Genomic DNA, 20,701 nt, shown 5'->3' with positions numbered 1-20,701 from the left:
ACGCTTGGTCGGCTGTGCCTTTCCCAAGCGCGTGAGCGGGTGTAACCGCTCCGGTCATGGGAGTGCCTGAAATGAGCGTCATCGACCCGCGCGACCAGCTGATCTGCCTGCGCGCTGGCGACGACCTGTCGGAGAGCGGCGGCATGGTCCTGCCGCCGATCGCGCAGGCATCGATCTTCCGCAAGGAGACGATGGAAGAGCTTCACCGCGAGCTCGGGCAGGAACACCTCGCGACGGTCTATTCGCGCGGAACCAACCCCACCGTGCGCGTGCTCGAGCGGACGCTTGCCGAGCTGGAGCGGGGTGAGGCGTGCAAGTGCTTTGCCTCCGGCATGGGCGCGATCGGGGCGTTGCTGTTCGGCCTCCTCAAGGCGGGCGACCATGTGCTGTTTGTCAACGACATCTACGGCCCGACGCTCCAGCTCGCGCAAAAGCTCGAGGACTTCGGAGTCTCCCACGACCACATCCTTGGCGGATCGGTCGAGGAAGTGGCCGCGGCGCTGCGCGACGAAACGCGGATGATCTACCTGGAGAGCCCCGGATCGATGCTGTTCGGTCGTGTCGATGTTGAAGGTATCGCTGCGCTTGCCAAGGCGCGTGGGGTACTCTCGGCCATCGACAACACCGTCTCCACGCCGTTGCTGCAGAAGCCGATCACGCTGGGCGTCGACCTCGTGATCCACAGCTGCTCGAAATACATCGGCGGGCACAGCGACGCCATCGGCGGTGCGCTGGTTGGCCCGGAGGACCTGCTCGAGCGCATTTTCTACGACGCCTACCTGTTGCTCGGCGCGCGCATGCCTCCGTTCGAAGCCTGGCTGTTCCTGCGCGGCCTGATGACCCTGCCCGCGCGGATGGAGCGGCACCGGGCCGACGGGCTGGAGGTGGCGCGGTTCCTCAAGGCGCACCCGGCGGTGGCGCGGGTTTTCCACCCCGAACTGGAAGGCAATGCCGGCGCACACTCGGGCCTGTTCTCGTTCGAACTGGGCGAGGGCGGCTTCCAGCGCGCAGTCGAAGTCGCGAACCGGCTCAAACTGTTTGGCAATGCCGTGAGCTGGGGCGGGGCGGAGAGCCTGGTGATGACCGGCCACAAGTTTGATCCCGCAGGCGGCCCCGAACCGCGATTGCCCGCATCGCTGTTGCGCCTGTCCGTCGGTCTGGAAGGGGCTCAGGCGCTGATCGACGACCTCGCCGCCGCGCTCGGCTAGGCTACCGCGCCCCAGTCACCCGACTTGCCGCCGGTCTTGGAGACCACGCGGATGCCGGAAATCTCCATCGTCCGGTCGATCGCCTTGAGCATGTCGAACAGGGTCAGGCAGGCGGTGGATACGGCCGTCAGCGCTTCCATTTCCACACCCGTCGGTCCGGTGGTGCGGACCTCGGCTTTTACCGCGAAGCCGGGCAAGTCATCGTCGGGTGCTATCGTCACGCTGACCTTGGACAGCGCAAGCGGATGGCACAGCGGGATGAGGTCGGCAGTGCGCTTAGCAGCCATGATCCCGGCGATTTCCGCGGTCGAAATCACCGCGCCTTTCGGCGCCTTGCCCTTGCGCACCGCGTCGAGCGTGGCGCTTGCGCAGGTCAATCTTCCCCGAGCCGTCGCGACGCGCGCTGTGGCCTCCTTGCCGGAGACGTCGACCATGTGCGCACGGCCCTGATCATCCAGATGGGTAAGCTCGCTCATGTCCGCCCTTCCAGCAGGACCATGCACGCCTGTCGAGGACAAATCGCTGGCGGGTTTGCCTGCTGACGGCGGCATGTTACGCGATAGGGCAATGGACACGCCTTCCACAGACAAGCCGATTTCGATGGCCGCCCTCGTCGAGAGCGATCCTGCGGCTGCCCTGCCGCGCCTGCGGGCGGCGGTTGCGCGCGATCCGGCACTGGCACCGGCCCATCGCCTGCTGGCGCGTGCGCTGCGCAAGCTGGGCGAGGAGGCTGAGGCGGATGCGGCGGACATGGCCGCGGTCCGGGCGACCGCCGCCGATCCCGAAATGCTGGCCATCGCCATCGCGTTGCAGGACGGGGACCTGCCCCAGGCCGAGGGCCTGCTTCGCCAGCGACTGACCCGCCTGCCGACCGATGCCGCCGCGATACGCCTGATAGCCGAACTCGCAGCGCGTCTCGGGCGACTGCCCGATTCAGAGCGGCTGCTGCGCCGCGCTCTCGAAATCGCCCCCGGCTTTACTGCAGCGCGCGCGAACCTCGCCAACGTGCTCTACAAGCAGAGCCGTTACGAAGAGGCCGCCAAGGTCCTCGATGAGGTGCTCGAGCGTGACCCGGCCAATCCGGGCAACCGCAATTTGATGGCCGCGACGCTGGGCCGCATCGGCGACTATGACGAAGCCTTGAAGCTTTATGGCGAGCTGACAGAAACATTCCCCGACCATGCCAAGCTGCAGATGAGCTACGGTCACATGCTCAAGACGGTAGGGCGGCAGGACGAGGGCATTGCCGCGTATCGTGCCGCACTCGCTGCGCAGCCCGACCTCGGCGAGGTCTGGTGGAGTCTAGCGAATCTCAAGACGGTAGAGTTCACCGACGCGGACGTTGGGGCGATGGAAGCCGCCCTCGAAGGCAATCCCGCGCACGAGGATGCGCTCCACCTCCATTTCGCCCTCGGCAAGGCCTATGCCGACAGGGGCGATGCACAGGCAGCCTTCCGTCACTACGAGCGCGGCAACGCCTTGCGGAGCGAGGAATTGGCCTACGACCCGCAGGCGATCACCGACCAGGTCGACCGGATGATCGCAGTGATGACGCCCGAATTCGTCGCAGCGCACAAGGACGTAGGCGATCCCACGCCGGACCCGATCTTCATTCTCGGCCTTCCGCGCGCCGGATCGACGCTGCTCGAACAGATCCTGTCGAGCCACAGCCAGGTCGAAGGGACGATGGAATTGCCCGACATCCCGGCAATGGCCATGCGCGAGGCGCGCAAGTCGGGCGGCGACCTGCGCGACTGGCCCGATGCCGTGGCGGAGATGGACGCGGCACAGTTCGCCGAACTGGGTGCCGAATTCCTCGAGCGCACCCGCGTGCAGCGCAAGAGCGGCAAGCCCTTCTACATCGACAAATTGCCCAACAACTGGAGCTATGCCGGCTTCATCCACCTGATCCTGCCGAATGCGAAGATCATCGACGCGCGGCGCCATCCGATGGATTGCTGCTTCTCCAATTTTCGCCAGCATTTCGCCAAGGGGCAGGGCTTCTCCTATTCGCTCGACCACATCGGCCGCTACTATGCTGATTATGTGCGGGCGATGGACCACTACGATGCCGTGCTTCCCGGCCGCATCCATCGTGTGATCCACGAACGCCTGCTCGACGATCCCGAGGGTGAGGTTCGCGCGTTGCTGGCCTATCTCGACCTGCCGTTCGAAGAGGCGTGTCTCGAATTTCACCGCAACACACGGGCAGTCCGCACCGCGTCGTCAGAGCAGGTGCGCCGCCCGATCAATCGCGACGGGGTCGGGCAATGGGAGCCCTATCGGGAATGGCTCGGACCGCTCGAGAAGGCGCTCGGAGATTTGCCGACCACATACGTGCGCTAGCAACTTCCTTGCCGTTCGGTCGCTGGGGCCGTTGCAAAAATGCCATGAATTCGACGGAAAGCTGTGGGGAGTCGACGCAGGCCAGCCGTCTGGCCTTGGCAAAACGGCACAATTGTGGCGGTTATGAAGCGGGGACGCATTCAAGGAGGGAATTATGGTATTCGAGCACAAGCGCCGTCGCCTTAGCATGGCGGCCAGCCTGCTCGCGGGGACCGCGCTTACCGCCACGACTCCTGCGCTTGCGCAGGATGCCGGTGCCGCTGAAACGGACTCAGACGTCATCATCGTGACCGCGCAGAAGCGCGCACAGGACCTGCAGGACGTGCCGGTTGCCATCACGGCAATCGGGACCGAGAAGCTCGACCAGCTTCAGGTCAGCGAGCTGCAGGACGTGGTGAAGTTCCTGCCGTCGGTCACGATCCAGACGGCTGCGCCGGGTTTCAGCCAGGTCTATTTCCGCGGCGTCGCCAGCGGCGAGAACGCCAACCACTCTTCGTCGCTGCCGACCGTCGGCACCTATCTCGACGAAATGCCGGTGACGACCATCCAGGGTGCGCTGGACATCCATGCCTATGACCTCGCCCGCGTCGAGGCGCTGGCAGGCCCGCAGGGCACGCTCTACGGCGCCAGCTCGATGGCCGGAACGATCAAGATGGTCACCAATGCGCCCGACTACGGCGACAGCTACGGCGCCATCGACCTCGAACTGAACCAGGTCGCGCATGGCGGCATCGGCGGCACGGCGGAAGGCTTCTACAACGCCAGCCTCGGCTCGAACGCTGCGCTGCGCGTGGTCGGCTGGTATCGCAAGGATGCTGGTTACATCGACAATGTCGCAGGCAGCCGGACCTACCCGACCTCGGGCATTACCCAGAACAACGCTGCCCTGGTCGAGGAAGATTACAACGACGTAGAAACCTATGGTGCGCGTGTCGCCCTGGGCATCGAATTGGACGACAACTGGACTGTCCGTCCGACGGTGATGGGCCAGGTCCAGACCGCCAACGGCAGCTTCTCGCAGGAACGCTCGACCGCAGTCACCGGCGATCTCCAGACGGTCCAGTACAATCCCGAATATTCGAAGGACAAGTGGCTCCAGGCCGCCCTGACCATCGAAGGCAAGCTGGGCAACTGGGACCTCACCGCCACCGGTGGCGGTCTGTGGCGCAAGGACCACGTCGAATCCGACTATTCGGACTACGCGTATTTCTATGACGCACTCTACGGCTACGGCGCGTATTTCTACGACAACAACTACGATCTCATCAGCCCGAACCAGTACATCCAGGGCGGCGACAAATATCGCCGGATGTTCGGCGAAATCCGCGTGGCCAGCCCGCAGGAAGCGCCGATCCGCTTCATCGGCGGCCTGTTCGCCCAGCGCCAGCGCCACGAGATCACGCAGAACTACATCATCGACAATCTGACCGACCTGTTCACGGTCACCGGCACGGAAAGCAATGTCTGGCTGACCCGCCAGACGCGTACCGACCGCGACTATGCAGCGTTCGGCGAACTGAGCTTCGACGTTACCGACCAGCTGACGCTGACCGGTGGTGCGCGCCTCTACAAGTACAAGAACTCGCTCATCGGGTTCTTCGGCTACAACGCCAACTTCTCGAGCCGCACGGGTGAGGCAGCATGTTTCGCCGGTCCGATCGTGGACGGCACGCCCTGTACCAACCTCGACAAGGTCACCTCGGACACCGATGCGATCTGGAAGCTCAATGCGACCTACGAGATCAATCCGGACGTACTGGTCTATGCGACCTGGTCGCAAGGCTTCCGTCCGGGCGGCATCAACCGTCGCGGCACGCTGCCTCCTTACAAGCCGGACTCGCTCGACAATTACGAGCTCGGCTGGAAGACCCGCTTCGGCGACGTCACCTTCAATGGTGCGGTCTACCAGGAGGACTGGAGCGACATACAGCTGTCCTTCCTCGGCGAAAACGGCCTGACCGAAATCCGCAACGCGGGTATCGCTCGCATCCGCGGTCTCGAAGCCGACTTCAGCTACCGTGCGAACGGCCTGACGCTTTCGCTTTCGGGCAGCTACAATGATGCGACGATCCGCAAGGACTTCTGCCGCATCGCCAATCCGGACTTCGATTGTACCTTCGATCCGGGCGATGGTCGTGTGAACGCGCTGCTGGCCCCTGCCGGGACGCGCCTGCCGATCACTGCCAAGTTCAAGGGCAACGCGATTGCGCGCTACGAATTCCCGCTGGGTTCGTGGGACGGTCACGTTCAGGGCGCTCTCGCCCATATCGGAAGCCGGCGGAGCGATCTTCGCACCTTCGAGAACGGGCTGAAGGGTACCTTCCCGGCCTACACCACGCTCGACCTGAGCATCGGGATGAAGAACGACAAGATGCGCTTCGAGCTCTTCGCGACGAACCTCTTCGACGAGCGCGGGGTGATCAACACCGGGGTGCAGTGCCTCGAAACCACCTGCGGCGATCCCGACGGGATCAGCAGCACCGGCGGCGTCTTCTACGACACCGTCATCAAGCCGCGCGTGATCGGTATCAAGACCGGCTTCGATTTCTGATCGGAACCACCGGTATTTGACGGGAAAGGCCGGGCCGAGCGCCCGGCCTTTTTCGTTTCAGCCCGCGAGACGATCGAGCCAGGCCTCGGCCAGTTCACTTGCCTGCTCTGGCGCAAAAGGTGCGTCGCCGAGCGAGAGTTCGAGCCACAGGCCGTCGATGAGTGCGGTGAGGGCTATCGCCGCGAGTGCCGGATCGGCGAGGTCGGGCCGCCATTCGACCAGCAGTTTCTCAAGGTCGGCACGGTAATCGCGATAGACCTCCGCCCTGACCCCCGCGACCGAGGAGTCGCTGCGGGTGAGGCTCCACAACGCGACATAGCTGGCGAGGAGGTCGGGCGACGCGATGGGCGGCCTGAAGCTGGCGGTGAGATAGGCGAGCACGCGGGCGCGCGGATCGGGACCGGCATCGGCCACCGCTGCATCGAGCGCCTGCGCGATCCGGGCGCCCATCCAGCGATAGGTTTCGGCAATCGCTTCGGACACGCCGGAAAAGTAATGCCGCAAAAGGCCTGGGGAGACGCCTGCCTCTGCGCAGATCGCGCGGACCGAAACTCCTGCTGCTCCCTTGTCCGCCAAGACGCGAGCGGTCGCTTCGATAAGGCTCTGTCTGCGCTCGTCGGGATCGGCGCGGGTAAAGGCGGGTTGTGCGCTCATATACAGCTTGTTATACGAGTGTATAGCAAGGAGCGCGCAATGGCAACGCTAGCGGATGTACTTCATCAACCAGACCCCCTCGAAGGGTGGAGCCTGCCTGCGTGGACGTACCACGATGAAGAATTCCATCGCCTCGAGCTCGACCGCATCTTCCGCCCCAGCTGGCAGATCGTCTGCCATGTCAGCGACATTCCCGGCCATGGCGATTGGCACACGCTCGACTATTGCGGCGAAAGCGTCATCGTCGTGCGCGGCAAGGACGACGTGCTGCGCGCCTTCACCAATGTCTGCCGCCATCGCGGCTCGCGGCTGGTCGATGGTGCGGTCGGTTGCGCGAAGAAGCTGGTGTGCCCCTATCACGCGTGGACCTACGACCTCGATGGACGCCTGACGGGCGTGCCCGACAGCGCGAGCTATCCCACGCTCGACCGCGACCGCGCGGGACTGGTGCCGGTCGAACTCGAAATCTGGCGCGGCTTTATCTTCGTCCGGCTGGAGGACGATGGCGGGCCGGGTGTGGCGCAGATGATGGCGCCCTATGAAGCCATGGTCCAACCCTATCGTTTCGAGGAACTCGGCGCGCTGGGTCGTGTGACCCTGCGCCCGCGCGAGGTGAACTGGAAGAACGTCGGCGACAACTACTCGGACGGGCTCCACATCCCCGTCGCGCACCCCGGCCTCACCCGCCTTTTCGGCAAGAGCTACGGCGTGGAAGCCGAGGCCAACGTCGACCGGATGTGGGGTGATATGCAGGACCGCGAGAGCGCCAACTGGTCCGAGCGCATGTACCAGAAGCTGCTGCCGCCGGTGCCACACCTGCCCGAGGCGAGCCAGCGCCACTGGCTCTACTTCAAGCTGTGGCCGAACGTCGCCTTCGACATCTACCCCGACCAGGTCGACTTCATGCAGTGGCTGCCGACCGGCCCGACCACCTGCCTGATCCGCGAGATCAGCTATGTCCTGCCGGATGACAGGCGAGAGATGCGCGCCGCGCGATACCTCAACTGGCGGATCAACCGGCAGGTCAATGCCGAGGACACCATGCTGATCACGCGCGTGCAGGAAGGCATGGCCTCGCGCAGCTTCTCGATGGGGCCGCTGAGCGACAAGGAAGTCTGCCTCAAGCATTTCTGCAAGCGCATGCGCGACACCATTCCCGAGGCACGCCTCGAACGCCAACCCCCTGCCGGCTGGAGCCACAAATGACCAAGCAATACGACGCCGTGATCATCGGCGCGGGCCACAACGGGCTCGTCTGCGCCTTTTACCTCGCCCAGGCAGGGCTCAAGGTCCGCATCGTCGAGCGGCGCGATGTCGTCGGCGGCGCGGCGGTAACCGAGGAATTCCACCCAGGTTTCCGCAATTCGGTGGCGAGCTACACGGTCAGCCTGCTGCAGCCCAAGGTCATTCGTGACATGCGCCTGCACGACCATGGCTATCGCGTGATCGAACGCCCGATCTCCAACTTCCTGCCGCAGGTAGACGGCGGCTACCTCAAGCTCGGCGGCGGGCTTGAGCGGACGCAGGCCGAGTTTCGCAAGTTCTCGAATGCCGACGCCGAGGCGCTGCCCGCCTATTACGATGCACTCGAAGGCGTCGCCGAAGTGCTGCGCGACCTCGCGCTCAAGAGCCCGCCCAATGTCGGCGAAGGGCTGCGCACGCTCATCGCGGGTGCGACGCAGGGCTGGGGAATGTCACGTCTCGACCTTGCGGCCAAGCGCGACATTCTCGACCTCTTCACCAAGTCGGCGACCAGCTTCCTGGGCCAGTGGTTCGAGAGCGAGGCGGTCAAGGCCGCTTTCGGATTTGACGCCGTGGTCGGCAATTACGCCAGTCCCGACACCCCGGGCAGCGCATACGTCCTTCTGCACCACGTCTTTGGCGAGGTGAACGGCAAGAAGGGCGCCTGGGGCCACTCGGTCGGTGGCATGGGCACGATCACGCAGATCATGGCCGATGTCTGCCGCCAGTGCGGGGTGGAGATCAGCCTCGAAGCGCCGGTTGACCAGGTGCTGGTCGATGGCGATGCGGTTGCCGGCGTCCGCCTCGAAAGCGGTGAGGAGATCGCGGCGAAGCGCGTTATTGCCAATGTCGGGCCGAAGCTGCTCTACGGAAAGATGCTCGATGCGAGCCACCAGCCCGAGGATTTCCGTCGTCGGATGAAGGGCTTCAAGGCTGGCGGCGGCACCTTCCGCATGAACGTCGCCCTGACCGAACTGCCGAAGTTCACCTGTCTCCCCGAGCCGGGCGAACATCACCAGTCGGGCATCATCCTCGCCCCGACGCTAGACTACATGGACAAGGCCTTCCTCGATGCGAAAGCGCATGGCTGGTCGAAAAAGCCGATCGTCGAGATGCTGATCCCGAGCACGGTGGACGACAGCCTCGCCCCTCCCGGCCAGCACGTCGCCAGCCTGTTCTGCCAGCAGTTCGCTCCCGAGCTTCCAGACGGTCGCGACTGGGACGACGAGGAAGACGCAGCGGCCGACACTATCATCGACACGGTGGAGGCGCAGGCGCCCGGCTTCCGCGCCTCGATTCTCGGTCGGCAGGTGCTCAGCCCCAAAGGGCTCTACAAGAAGTTCGGCCTCGTCGGCGGCGATATCATGCACGGACACATGAGCCTCGACCAGCTGTGGTCGGCGCGTCCGGTGCTCGGCAACGGCGCCTATCGCGGACCGGTAAAGGGCCTCTACATGTGCGGCGCGGGGACCCATCCGGGCGGCGGCGTCACCGGTGCGCCAGGCCACAATTGCGCGCGCGAGGTCATCTTCGATCGCGGCAACTGGCGGCGCTTCTCCGCGGTTTGACGCGTCCGGCGGCGGTGCTAGGCCTGTCCCGAAATACGAGAGGAATCACTTGAAATGCGTGCCAGTCTGATCGCCGCGAGCCTGCTCGCGCTTGCCGCCACCACCCCCGCTTCTGCCAAGAGCACCCCGGCAGCAGTCCAGCAGGTCATCGACCTGTCGAAGCAGGCAATCGGGATGCGCTCGGTGCGCGGAGAGGGCAACCAGACCGGCAAGGTCGCCGAACTGTTCCGCGACACTCTGCTCAAGGCTGGCTGGGCCGCGAACGACATCGAGATCGTGCCGGTCGACGACACCGCCTACCTGATCGCCACCTGGCCCGGCAGCGATCCGACGCTCGGCCCGATCGTGCTCTCGGCGCACATGGACGTGGTCGAGGCCAAGCCCGAGGACTGGGAGCGCGATCCCTTCACCGCGGTGGTCGAGAACGGGATGCTCTATGGCCGCGGGGCGAGCGACACCAAGTTCGATGCGGTGCAGGCGATGGTCGCGGCGATCACGCTGCGCCAGCAGGGTTTCAAGCCGAAGCGCAGCATCGTCATCGCCTATTCGGGCGATGAAGAAACCACGATGATCACCTCCAAGATGATCGCCGAGAAGCTCAGGAACGCCAAGCTGGTGCTCAATGTCGACGGCGCTTCGGGCTCGCTCGACGAGGCGACCGGCAAACCCGCTTACTGGAGTTGGCAGGGGGCGGAAAAGACCTATGGCGACTTCAAGCTCGAGATCACCAATCCCGGCGGTCATAGCTCGACCCCGCGTGACGAGAACGCCATCGCGCAACTGGGTGCGGCGCTTGCGAAGATCGGGGCCTATCGCTTCACGCCGGAAGTGAACGACATCACCCGCGACTACTTCACCAAGGCCGCGCAGTTCGAAGGCGATCCGCTGCTCGCCGCCGCGATGCGTGCCTTCGCCAAGGACCCGAACGACAAGGGGGCGGTGGCGGTACTGCGCGGCAATCCTTCCTACATCGGCAAGATTGGCACCACCTGCGTGCCGACGATGGTGGAGGGCGGACATGCACTCAATGCCCTGCCGCAGCGCGCCACCGGATACGTCAACTGCCGCATTTTTCCCGGCCATTCCAAGGCCTCGATCATCGAGGAGCTGAAGAAGGTGGCCGGCGAGCCGGCGATGACGATCGAGGAAATCAATCCCGAATATGTCGTCGAGGCCGACGCCTCGCCCTACGACAAGGCATTTGTCGATGCTGCGACCAAGGCGGTCCATTCGGCCTTCGGCAATGTCCCGATTATCGCTTCGCAGGCATCGGGCGCATCGGATTCGATGTGGTACCGCGCCCTTGGCGTGCCGAGCTACGGCGCCAGCGGCACCTTCACCAAGGACAGCGATGACTACTCGCACGGCCTCAACGAGCGCACGCCGATCGGCAATATCGGCAAGAGCATCGACTATTACCACGTGCTGCTGACCGAGCTGGCGAGCAAGTGAAGGCACTCGCACTCGCTGCAGCGCTGATTGCGACGCCCGCTTCGGCGGGCAGCCTCTATGTCGAGGCAGGCAAGCTCCTCGACGTCGGAACCGGGACCGAGGCGAGCGGCCAGTGCATTCTGGTCGAGGGCGAGCGGATAGCGCGGGTCGAACCCTGCGCAGCTACGCCCGAAGGTGCCGAGCGCGTCGACTGGTCGGGCTATACCGTCCTGCCGGGCCTGATCGACCTCCACACCCATCTCGCCGATGCGGGGCAGGATGCGGACGTCGCATTGCCGCTCAGGACCTCGCCGCAGCTGACCGCGCTGATCGGAGCGCACAATGCCAAGGTGACGCTCGAGGCCGGCTTCACCACCGTTCGCGATGTCGGAACCTATCGCGGGCTGACCGACGTGGCATTGCGCGATGCGATCAATCGCGGTCTCGTCCCCGGGCCGCGCATGTTCGTTGCGGGGGCCTATCTGACCCATCCGGGCGGCGGGGGCGAGCTCAACGGCGTTGTGCCCAACGACCAACTGCCTGCGGATATGCGCCTTGGCGTGCTCACCAGTCCCGAGGAAGCCGCCCAGAAGGCCGAATACCTGCTCGGCCACGGAGCCGACTTCCTCAAGATAATCGCCACCGGCGCGGTGCTGGCGATCGGCACCGAGCCGGGCGAGCCGGAAGTGACCGAGGACGAAATGCGCGCCGCGATCGCTGTCGCCAAGGCGCACGGGACCTATGCCACCGCGCATGCCCATGGCGCCGAGGGCATCAAGAACGCCATCCGTGCCGGGGTCCGCAGTATCGAACACGCCAGTCTCATCGACGAGGAAGGGCTCCGGACGGCGAAGGCGCAAGGTGTCTGGCTGGTCATGGACGTCTTTAACGGCGACTACATCGACGACATCGGCACCAAGGAGGGCTGGCCCGAAGAATATCTGCGCAAGAACCGCGAGACGACGCAGATCCAGCGCGACAATTTCCGCCGCGCCGTGGCCATGGGCGTACTGCTCGCCTTCGGCAGCGATAGCGGGGTCTATCCGCACGGCATCAACGCGCGCCAGTTCGCTTACATGGTCGCCAACGGGATGACGCCCGCGCAGGCCATCCGCGCTGCCACGCTGAGCGCGGCGACAGTGGTCGGGAAGCAGGACGAACTCGGCTCAATTGCTGCCGGCAAGTTCGCGGACATGATCGCCGTTGCCGGTGACCCGCTCGCCGATGTGCGCACGCTGGAGACGGTTGCGCATGTCATGAAGGGAGGCGCGCTGGTGAAGTAGCCATCGCTCGGCCTTGCAATCGCTGCGCAAAAGCTGTGAGGCATGGCGCGAGAGCTAGAGAGGTATCGCCGATGAAGATGCGGTCATGGCTGTTCGCCCCGGGCGACAGCGAGCGGAAGATGGAGAAGGCGGTCGAGGGCGCGGCGGATGTCGTGATCTTCGATCTCGAGGATGCCGTCGCCATCGAGAACAAGCCCCAGGCCCGCCGCATGGTCCGTGACTTCCTTGAAGCCAACCCGGACGCCCGCGAACAGATATTCGTGCGCGTGAACCCGCTCGACGGACCGCATACTCTCGATGATCTGGCCGCAATTATGCCCGGCAAACCGGGTGGCATCATGCTGCCCAAGGCCTATGGCCGGCAGGATGTGGAGGCGCTCGACAAGTACCTGTCCGCGCTTGAAGTCGCGAATGGCATCGAAAACGGTTCGACACTGGTCATCGTGCTCTTGACCGAGGTTGCCGAATGCATGTTCCATGCCGGCGACTTCAAGGGCGCACCGCGGCTTGTCGCGCTGACCTGGGGGGCGGAGGACCTGGCGGATTCGATCGGGGCGAGCACCAACCGCAATCCCGACGGCAGCTTCACCTTCACCTACGAGCTTGCGCGCAGCATGTGCCTGCTCGGCGCAGCGACTGCAGGTGTCCCCGCCATCGAGACGATCCAGAGCGATTTCCGCGACACCGAGGGCCTCAAGACGCGCGCGGAAAACGTGCGTCGCGCGGGCTTCCGCGGCATGCTCGCCATCCACCCGGCGCAGGTCGAGGTGATCAACGAGGCCTTCACCCCGGGGGACGAGGAAATCGCCGAAGCACGCGAGATCGTCGGCCTATTCGAGGCCAATCCCGGTGCCGGCACGATCGGCTGGAAGGGCGGCATGCTCGATCGGCCGCACCTTTCCCGCGCGCGCCAGCTGCTCTCGCAAATCGACTGGGATTGATCCCGCGAAACGCGTTCTCGTTTGCAACCCATCGCGCGGCTTGGCATGCAGGTCGCAAATTTTGGGAGAGACGAACGCATGACCGATTCCGCAAGCAAGGGTCCGCTGACCGGCCTCAAGGTGGTCGAATTCCAGGGCATCGGGCCAGGGCCGCACGTCGCGATGCTGCTCGCCGACATGGGCGCGGAAGTGGTCCGGATCGAGCGTGAGGGCCATGTCCCGATGAACACCGTGGTCGAACGCGCCCGCCATCGCGCCGCGGTCGATCTCAAGAGCGATAACGGTCGTGCCTTCGTCAAGTCTGCGCTGGCCAGGGCCGACGTGCTGATCGAGGGTTTCCGCCCCGGCGTGATGGAACGTCTGGGCCTTGGGCCGGAAGAGATGCTCGCGGCCAATCCGCGCCTCGTCTACGCCCGCATGACCGGCTGGGGCCAGGACGGTCCGCTCGCCATGGCTGCTGGCCATGACCTCAATTACATCGCCATTACCGGCGCGCTCGATGCCATCGGCAAGCGCAATGATTTGCCGATCCCGCCGCAGAACCTGGTTGGCGATTTCGGCGGCGGCTCGATGTACTGCGCGCTCGGCATCCTCGCCGCGCTGTGGGAGCGCGAGCGCAGCGGCAAGGGGCAGGTCGTCGACGCGGCGATCGTCGATGGCGTGACCAGCCTGATGAGCTTCTTCTACGGCCAGCCGCACAGCGCGCTGCGCACCACCACGCGCGGTGCGGGCCTGCTCGGCGGCGCGGCGCATTTCTACCGTTGCTACACCTGCAAGGACGGCAAGGAGATCAGCGTCGGCGCGATCGAGCCGCAGTTCTATGCCGAGCTGCTCCAGCGCGCGGATGCTCCCGAAAAGCTGCGCGAAGGACAGATGAACCCGGCCAACTGGGACGATTATGCCGACGATCTCGCAGCCATGTTTGCGACCAAAACCCAGGCCGAGTGGTGCGAGCTCCTCGAAGGCACCGATGCATGCTTTGCGCCGGTCGTGCCGCTAGACGAGGCGAAGGACCATCCCCACATGAAGGCGCGCGGCGCATTCGTCGAACACGGCGGTCGCTGGCACACCGCGCCGGCCCCCCGGTTCGACCGTACCCCGAACACGATCCGCGACAGCGCGCAGGATGGTGAAGCAGTCGTTGAGCGCTGGAGCCGAGACGGCTAGAGCGCATCCCGAAGGAGAGTCCCCCCATGTACGAGTATACCCAGTTCTACATCGACGGCCAGTGGGTCGACCCGGTTACGCCGAACACCGTGCCGGTCGAGAACCCCGCCACCGAAGAGACGATCGGTCACATCTCGCTCGGCACCAAGGCCGATGTCGACAAGGCCGTTGCCGCAGCGCGCCGCGCCTTCGAAAGCTGGCAGTTCTCCTCGCGCGCCGAACGGCTCGACCTGATGCGCTCGATCCTCGCGGAGATCGACAAGCGCAAGGAAGACCTCGCCCGCGCCGTCAGTGACGAGATGGGTGCGCCCATGAGCCTTGCCAGCGGTCCGCACACCGGCCTGCTCTCGGGCCACCTGATGACCGCCATCGGTATTCTCGAGAACTTCGAGTTCGAGAAGACCAACGGCAACACCACGCATCTCTACGAACCGATCGGTGTGGTCGGCATGATCACCCCGTGGAACTGGCCATTGAACCAGATCGCCTGCAAGGTCTTCCCCGCGCTGGCGACCGGAAACACGATGATCCTCAAGCCGTCCGAAATCGCGCCCTTCGACGCCGCGATCTTTACCGAGATCATGCATGCCGCCGGCACCCCGGCCGGTGTCTACAACATGATCAACGGTGACGGCCCGGGCGTCGGCACCGCCATGTCAGGCCATGAGGACATCGACATGATTTCCTTCACCGGTTCGACCCGCGCCGGCATCGCCATCGCCGCCAATGCCGCCAGCACGGTCAAGCGCGTGGCGCAGGAACTGGGCGGCAAGAGCCCCAACATCATCCTCGACGATGCCAGCTTCGCCCGCTCGGTTGCCAAGGGCACTACGGGCATGATGGGCAATTCGGGCCAGACCTGCACCGCGCCCAGCCGCATGTTCGTGCCCAAGGCGCGCATGGAAGAGGCCAAGGTCGCTGCGAAGGAAGCCGCCGAGAGCGTCATCCCCGGCGATCCCAAGGGCAATGCCACTATCGGTCCCGTCGTCTCCAAGGCGCAGTGGGACAAGATCCAGGGCCTGATCGAGAAGGGTATCGAGGAAGGCGCAACGCTGGTCGCCGGTGGTCCGGGCAAGCCGGAAGGCCTGGAGACCGGACACTACGTCAAGCCGACCGTCTTCGCCGACGTCACCAACGACATGACCATCGCGCGCGAGGAAATCTTCGGCCCGGTGCTGTGCATCCTCGGCTACGAAGATCTCGATGATGCGGTGCGCATCGGCAACGACACCGAATACGGCCTCGCCGCGCACATCATGGGCGAGGATACGGAGCAGGCCAAGGAACTGGCCAAGCGCATCCGTGCCGGACGCGTGGCGATCAACGGCGGCTACGACATGAACGCCTCCTTCGGGGGCTACAAGAAGTCGGGCAACGGCCGCGAATGGGGCGTCTTCGGCTTCCACGAGTTCCTCGAGGTCAAGTCGGTCATGGTTGCCTGATGGCAGGACGCTTTTTCGACGAATGGCAGGTTGGCGACCGGATTACGCATGAGATTCGCCGCACGGTCACCGAGACCGACAACCTGCTGTTCACGACCATGACGCACAACCCGCAGCCGCTTCACCTCGACGTGGAAGCGGCGCGGGCGAGCGAGTTTGGCCAGATTCTGGTCAACGGCACCTTCACCTTCTCGCTGATGGTGGGGCTTTCGGTCGGCGACACCACGCTCGGCACGCTGGTGGCGAACCTCGGATATGACAAGCTCGTCATGCCCAAGCCGGTGTTCATCGGTGACACGCTGCATGCGACCAGCGAAGTTATCGGGCTCAAGGAAAGCAAATCGCGGCCCGGTGCCGGGATCGTCACCTTCCTCCATGAGGCGATCAACCAGCGCGGCGAGGTTGTCTGCCGATGCGAACGCGCAGCTTTGCTGAACAAGAGGAACTGATCGGGGAGCCGTAAGGGCTCTTCGCGCGTTGGCTCACGCGAGGAGCACCATCTTGTCGCAACATGCCCATGAAAGCGTGACCGAAGTCCTCGGCGAACTCGACGAGCTCGCCGCGACGCGTGAAGAGGTGTGTATTGGCGATGTCCTCGACGACTTCGGCGAGCGCAGCTTCGGCCCCTTCATCATGCTCCCCGCACTGATGGAAATGACGCCCATCGGTGGCATTCCGGGGGTGCCGACGTTCCTGGCGCTGGTTATCGCGCTAACTGCGCTCCAGCTACTGATGGGACGCGAACACGTCTGGATGCCCGATTTCATCCAGCAGCGCTCGGTTTCGGGCAAACAGTTGCACAAGGCGGTGGGCAAGATGCGCGGGTTCGCGGACTTTCTCGACCGCCACAGCGAAGGCAGGCTGGAAGCGCTAACGGAAGGCCTGGCGCCCAAGCTGGTCGCGGTCGTCGTCCTGCTCCTGTGCTGCACCGTCCCGCCGCTCGAGTTCCTGCCCTTCGCCAGTTCGATCCCGATGCTGGCCAATGCGGTCCTCGGCCTCGCCCTGACCGTGCGTGACGGCGCCTTGTTGCTCGCTTCGCTGATCTTCACCCTCTTTGCCAGCGCCGTCGGCGGCTGGATGTTCGTCACCTTCGATGCCGCGGAGAAGCTGACCGGTTGACGCGCCACAGGCCTGCGCGCACATTCCCGTCCGAGAGGGCAGGGGAGAGCTGGAATGAAGGCATGGTGGTTGGCTGCGGCGTCTTTGACGCTCGCGGGCTGCAATATGGGTCCGGGTGGCGTCGATGAAACGCAGAGCGGCGATGGAACCGACACGATCAAGCTGGCGGAGTTTCCGGACCGACCCTATTGGGGCGACACTCACCTCCACACCGACATTTCGGTCGATGCCTTCGGGTTCGGCGTTCGCCTGGGGCCCGAAGACGCGTTGAAATTCGCCCGCGGTGAAGAGGTCACGGCGACTACCGGAATGAAGGCGCAACTCGCGCGGCCACTCGATTTCCTCGTCATCTCGGACCACTCGGACGCGATGGGTGCAACCAGGCGCCTGTACGATTCCCCGCGCATGCTCGTGCGCGATCCGGTCCTGCGCCGCTGGTACGACATGATGCACGAGAGCCCCGAGCAGTCGCAAAGGGCCGTGGCTCAGTTGATAACCGCGGCCGCCAATAACGAAATCCCCTCTGCCATGCGCGACCCGGAAAGGACCGCCAAGGCAACGCGAAATCTCTGGACGCGCCATGTCGCCCTGCTCGACCGCTACAACCAGCCGGGCAAGTTCACCTCCTTCGCCGGGTTCGAATGGAGCCTGATGCCCGACGGCAACAACCTCCACCGGGTGGTCATGTTCAGGGACGGCGCGGCAAAGACAGGGCAGGTGGTGCCGTTCCCGGGCCTCGACATGAAAGTCGAGCAGCTGTGGGACTACATGGACGCCTACGAGAAGGACACCGGGGGCCAGATCCTCGCGATCCCCCACAATTCCAACCTGTCCAACGGCATGATGTTCGAACTGGTCGGGCCCGACGGCGGACCGATGACGGCCGAGTATGCGCGCCGCCGTTCGGCGCATGAGCCTGTCGTCGAGGCGACGCAGATCAAGGGCGACAGCGAGACCCATCCCTTCCTTTCGCCCAACGACGAGTTCGCCGGTTTCGGGGTGACCGGCTGGGACCTCGGCAACCTGCCGCTCACGCACAAGACGACGCCCGACATGTTTGCCGGGTCCTATGTGCGATCGGCGCTCCTGCGCGGCCTGACGCTGGAGGCGCAACTGGGGGTCAATCCCTATGCCTTCGGCCTGATCGGTTCGACTGATAGCCACACTGCGCTGTCGACCGGCGACGAGGACAATTTCTTCGGCAAACATACCGGCAACGAGCCGCGGCCGGGCCGCGCCATGGAACCGCAGAACCTGGGTACGCGCGTTGGGCGCTTCGGCTGGAACTACCTCGCGGGTGGTTATGCCGCCGCCTGGGCGCGGGGGAACACGCGTGCCGAGATCTTCGATGCGTTCAAGCGGAGGGAGACCTATGCCACGACCGGACCGCGCATGGTCCTGCGCCTGTTCGCCGGGTTCGACTTCACCGCGCAGGACTGGGGCGGCGACTGGGTCCGTGCAGGATACAAGCGCGGCGTGCCGATGGGCGGCGAACTGGCCGACAGCGGCAAGCCGCCGGTTTTCCTGATCTCGGCCCTCAAGGACCCCGACGGGGCCAACCTCGATCGCGTGCAGGTGATAAAAGGCTGGGTCGACGCTTCGGGAAAGGCGCAGGAGAAGATCTACGACGTCGCCTGGTCGGACATGGACGGCAAGCGCGCCAGGGTCGGTGGCAAGATCCCGCTGGTTGGCGACACGGTCAATCGCGCTGAGGCGAGCTACCAGAACGCGATCGGTGCTGCCGAACTGCGTGCGACCTGGACCGACCCGGACTATCGCGCGGGGCAGAGGGCATTCTACTACGTTCGCGTCCTCGAAATCCCGACGCCGCGCTGGATCCTGTTCGATGCCAAGCGCTTTGGCATTAAGCTGTCGAAGGACGCGATGGCGTCGGCAGTCGCGCAGGAACGTGCCTACAGTTCGCCCGTCTGGTTGCGCCCTGCAACGCCGAAGCAGGTCGGTGACGCCCCGCCGATCATGGAGGGTACGTGATACGAAGGCTGCTGCGCGAACCGCTGGTTCATTTCCTGCTGGCGGGCGCGGCCATCTACATCGGCCTTGTGTGGTTCGGTAACCCGGTCGACCCTGCCTCCCGCACCATTTCGCTAAGCGATGACGAGCGGGCGGGGATCGCCCTTGGCTTCGAGCGCACCGTCGGGCGCTCTCCGACCGATGCCGAAATGGACGGGCTGATCGATCGCTGGGTGCGTGAGGAAGTTCTCTACCGCGAGGCTCTACGGCTCGGTCTCGACCGCGACGACGCTGTGGTTCGGCGCCGCCTCTCGACCAAGATGGACGAGCTTGCCTCTGCCAGCGCCGAAACCGAGAGCGTGAGTGACAAGACGCTGGAGAAGTGGCTGGCGGATCACCCGCAGCGCTTCGTCGACAATGGCACGGTAAGTTTCGACCAGCTGTATTTCGCCAGCGAGGAAGCAGCCGGTAATGCCAAAGCCCAAGCTAACCCGCGCGGCTTCCCGATTAGCCTTCCGGCGAGCGTCGATGCCAAGGACAGACGCGAAGTTCGCGACATCTTCGGCCAGCAGTTCGCCGAGGCACTCGCGCAGCTTTCGCCGGGGGAGACGTGGCAGGGGCCTATCCCTTCGGGATTCGGCTGGCATCTCGTCCGCCTGCTCGCGCGTGAAACCGGCAAGGTGCCGCCGCTCGCGGAGGTCAGGGACAGGGTCGAGGCAGACTGGCGCAACGCGACCATCGCGGAGCGGCGCGAACGGGCCTATCGCGTGCTCCGCGATGCCTACCGCGTAAGGGTCGACTGATGCGTTGGCTGGCGGCGCTGCTTGTCCTGCTTCTCTTCGCAGGTCCTGCCGCGGCGGACGAGTTGCGCCCGGTGTCGATCCAGTTCGAGCAGTCTGTCGGTCAGCAGTGGCGCCTGAGCTGGAAGCAGCCGCTCTCCAGCCCAGCCGACGACGAGCTTCTGGTGCCGACGCTTCCCCGAGGGTGCCGCATGGTAGGGCAACCCGCCCGCGACCTGGCGGCGCTCGCGCTGGTCGGTCGGGCGAACGTCGCTTGTGCCGGGCACGTCGAGGGTGGCGAGATCGGCTGGCCTGCGCTTGCCGGCAACGCAGATGCGATCGTGCGGATCGCGCCAGCGGGCCGTCCGGTTCAGGTCTACAGGCTCACCACCGAAGCGCCCACTGCCCGGATCGCGGCGAAGCCGGAAAGCGCACAGGTGTGGCGCAGCTATTTTCGTATCGGGGTGATCCACATCCTCGAAGGGTGGGATCACCTGCTGTTCGTCATCGCGCTGGTCCTGCTGGTCGCACGGCCGTGGCCGGTGGTGAAGGCCGCCACCGCTTTCACCGTGGCGCATTCGCTGACCCTCGCCGCCGTGACCCTTGGCGTGACGGGCCTGCCGCAGCGCCCGGTCGAGGTGCTGATCGCCCTGTCGATCGTGTTCCTTGCCGTCGAACTGGCGAAAGGGGAGCGCGAGACGCTCGCACGGCGACTGCCCTGGGTAGTGGCCTTCGTTTTCGGCCTGCTTCATGGTTTCGGTTTCGCTGGCGCCCTGCGCGAAATCGGCCTGCCCGAGGGGGAGGTGCCGGCAGCATTGGTGAGCTTCAATCTCGGCGTCGAAACGGGGCAGCTACTCATCATAGCCGCCGTCCTCGGCCTAAGGGCACTCGTCGAACGCTTCGCTCCCACTGTCGAACAAGCCATGCTGCGGATCGCAACCTATGCGATAGGGGTGACCGGAGCCTTCTGGCTGATCGAACGTATCGCTGCCTGAGAGC

The 20,701-nt window shown here is 64.9% G+C and carries 17 protein-coding genes; 15 read left to right on the top strand and 2 right to left on the bottom strand.

The window, feature by feature from the left end; genetic code table 11:
* Positions 1 to 71: 71 nt before the first annotated feature.
* Entirely contained in the window at positions 72 to 1,208 is a 1,137-nt protein-coding gene (locus IRL76_RS10960; protein ID WP_200981375.1) for a trans-sulfuration enzyme family protein, read from the top strand.
* Here the strand turns inward: IRL76_RS10960 and moaC are convergent.
* Entirely contained in the window at positions 1,205 to 1,684 is a 480-nt protein-coding gene (gene moaC, locus IRL76_RS10955; RefSeq protein WP_200981374.1) for a cyclic pyranopterin monophosphate synthase MoaC, read from the bottom strand. The two genes, IRL76_RS10960 and moaC, sit on opposite strands and share 4 nt — an antisense overlap.
* Positions 1,685 to 1,775: 91 nt before the next feature.
* Between moaC and IRL76_RS10950 the strand changes: the two genes are divergently transcribed.
* Entirely contained in the window at positions 1,776 to 3,554 is a 1,779-nt protein-coding gene (locus IRL76_RS10950) for a tetratricopeptide repeat-containing sulfotransferase family protein (RefSeq protein ID WP_200981373.1), read from the top strand.
* Between the two features lie 154 nt (positions 3,555 to 3,708).
* Entirely contained in the window at positions 3,709 to 6,105 is a 2,397-nt protein-coding gene (locus tag IRL76_RS10945; protein WP_200981372.1) for a TonB-dependent receptor, read from the top strand.
* Positions 6,106 to 6,162: 57 nt separating this feature from the next.
* Here IRL76_RS10945 and IRL76_RS10940 read toward each other — a convergent pair whose 3' ends face one another.
* Positions 6,163 to 6,759, bottom strand: a complete 597-nt coding sequence (locus IRL76_RS10940) for a TetR/AcrR family transcriptional regulator (protein ID WP_200981371.1) — start codon at positions 6,757 to 6,759, stop codon at positions 6,163 to 6,165.
* 39 nt (positions 6,760 to 6,798) lie between these two features.
* Between IRL76_RS10940 and IRL76_RS10935 the strand changes: the two genes are divergently transcribed.
* From IRL76_RS10935 to IRL76_RS10880, 12 genes are all read left to right on the top strand, one after another.
* Positions 6,799 to 7,965 carry an aromatic ring-hydroxylating oxygenase subunit alpha gene (locus IRL76_RS10935; RefSeq protein WP_200981370.1) on the top strand — a complete coding sequence of 389 codons (1,167 nt, stop codon included), beginning with the start codon at positions 6,799 to 6,801 and terminating at the stop codon, positions 7,963 to 7,965.
* Entirely contained in the window at positions 7,962 to 9,569 is a 1,608-nt protein-coding gene (locus tag IRL76_RS10930) for a phytoene desaturase family protein (RefSeq protein ID WP_200981369.1), read from the top strand. Before IRL76_RS10935 ends, IRL76_RS10930 begins: the two co-directional genes overlap by 4 nt.
* A gap of 54 nt (positions 9,570 to 9,623) precedes the next feature.
* On the top strand, positions 9,624 to 11,021 hold the full coding sequence (locus IRL76_RS10925) for a M20/M25/M40 family metallo-hydrolase (protein ID WP_200981368.1): 1,398 nt from the start codon (positions 9,624 to 9,626) through the stop codon (positions 11,019 to 11,021).
* Complete coding sequence (locus tag IRL76_RS10920; protein WP_200981367.1) at positions 11,018 to 12,283, top strand: Xaa-Pro dipeptidase; 1,266 nt, start codon at positions 11,018 to 11,020, stop codon at positions 12,281 to 12,283. The genes IRL76_RS10925 and IRL76_RS10920 overlap by 4 nt, the downstream gene beginning before the upstream one ends.
* A gap of 71 nt (positions 12,284 to 12,354) precedes the next feature.
* A complete protein-coding gene (locus tag IRL76_RS10915; protein WP_200981366.1) occupies positions 12,355 to 13,224 on the top strand; it encodes an HpcH/HpaI aldolase/citrate lyase family protein in 870 nt (289 codons plus the stop codon).
* A gap of 78 nt (positions 13,225 to 13,302) precedes the next feature.
* On the top strand, positions 13,303 to 14,391 hold the full coding sequence (locus tag IRL76_RS10910) for a CaiB/BaiF CoA transferase family protein (RefSeq protein ID WP_200981365.1): 1,089 nt from the start codon (positions 13,303 to 13,305) through the stop codon (positions 14,389 to 14,391).
* 26 nt (positions 14,392 to 14,417) lie between these two features.
* The gene (locus tag IRL76_RS10905) at positions 14,418 to 15,833 is read left to right on the top strand and encodes an aldehyde dehydrogenase family protein (RefSeq protein ID WP_200981364.1); all 1,416 of its coding nucleotides are present in this window, start codon (positions 14,418 to 14,420) and stop codon (positions 15,831 to 15,833) included.
* Positions 15,833 to 16,282 (top strand): MaoC family dehydratase, encoded by a 450-nt coding sequence (locus tag IRL76_RS10900; RefSeq protein ID WP_200981363.1) that lies wholly within the window; start codon positions 15,833 to 15,835, stop codon positions 16,280 to 16,282. The genes IRL76_RS10905 and IRL76_RS10900 overlap by 1 nt, the downstream gene beginning before the upstream one ends.
* Before the next feature lie 52 nt (positions 16,283 to 16,334).
* Entirely contained in the window at positions 16,335 to 16,952 is a 618-nt protein-coding gene (locus IRL76_RS10895; RefSeq protein ID WP_246449705.1) for an exopolysaccharide biosynthesis protein, read from the top strand.
* 54 nt (positions 16,953 to 17,006) lie between these two features.
* Positions 17,007 to 18,944: a DUF3604 domain-containing protein gene (locus IRL76_RS10890; protein ID WP_200981362.1), complete on the top strand. Its 1,938-nt coding sequence runs from the start codon at positions 17,007 to 17,009 to the stop codon at positions 18,942 to 18,944.
* Positions 18,941 to 19,726: a peptidyl-prolyl cis-trans isomerase gene (locus IRL76_RS10885; RefSeq protein WP_200981361.1), complete on the top strand. Its 786-nt coding sequence runs from the start codon at positions 18,941 to 18,943 to the stop codon at positions 19,724 to 19,726. The genes IRL76_RS10890 and IRL76_RS10885 overlap by 4 nt, the downstream gene beginning before the upstream one ends.
* On the top strand, positions 19,726 to 20,697 hold the full coding sequence (locus tag IRL76_RS10880) for a HupE/UreJ family protein (protein WP_200981360.1): 972 nt from the start codon (positions 19,726 to 19,728) through the stop codon (positions 20,695 to 20,697). Before IRL76_RS10885 ends, IRL76_RS10880 begins: the two co-directional genes overlap by 1 nt.
* The last annotated feature ends 4 nt before the right edge of the window (positions 20,698 to 20,701 follow it).

It is taken from the genome of Qipengyuania soli (genome assembly GCF_015529805.1).
GTDB classification, from domain to species: domain Bacteria; phylum Pseudomonadota; class Alphaproteobacteria; order Sphingomonadales; family Sphingomonadaceae; genus Qipengyuania; species Qipengyuania soli.
This window is presented reverse-complemented; position numbering and strand designations above follow the sequence as displayed.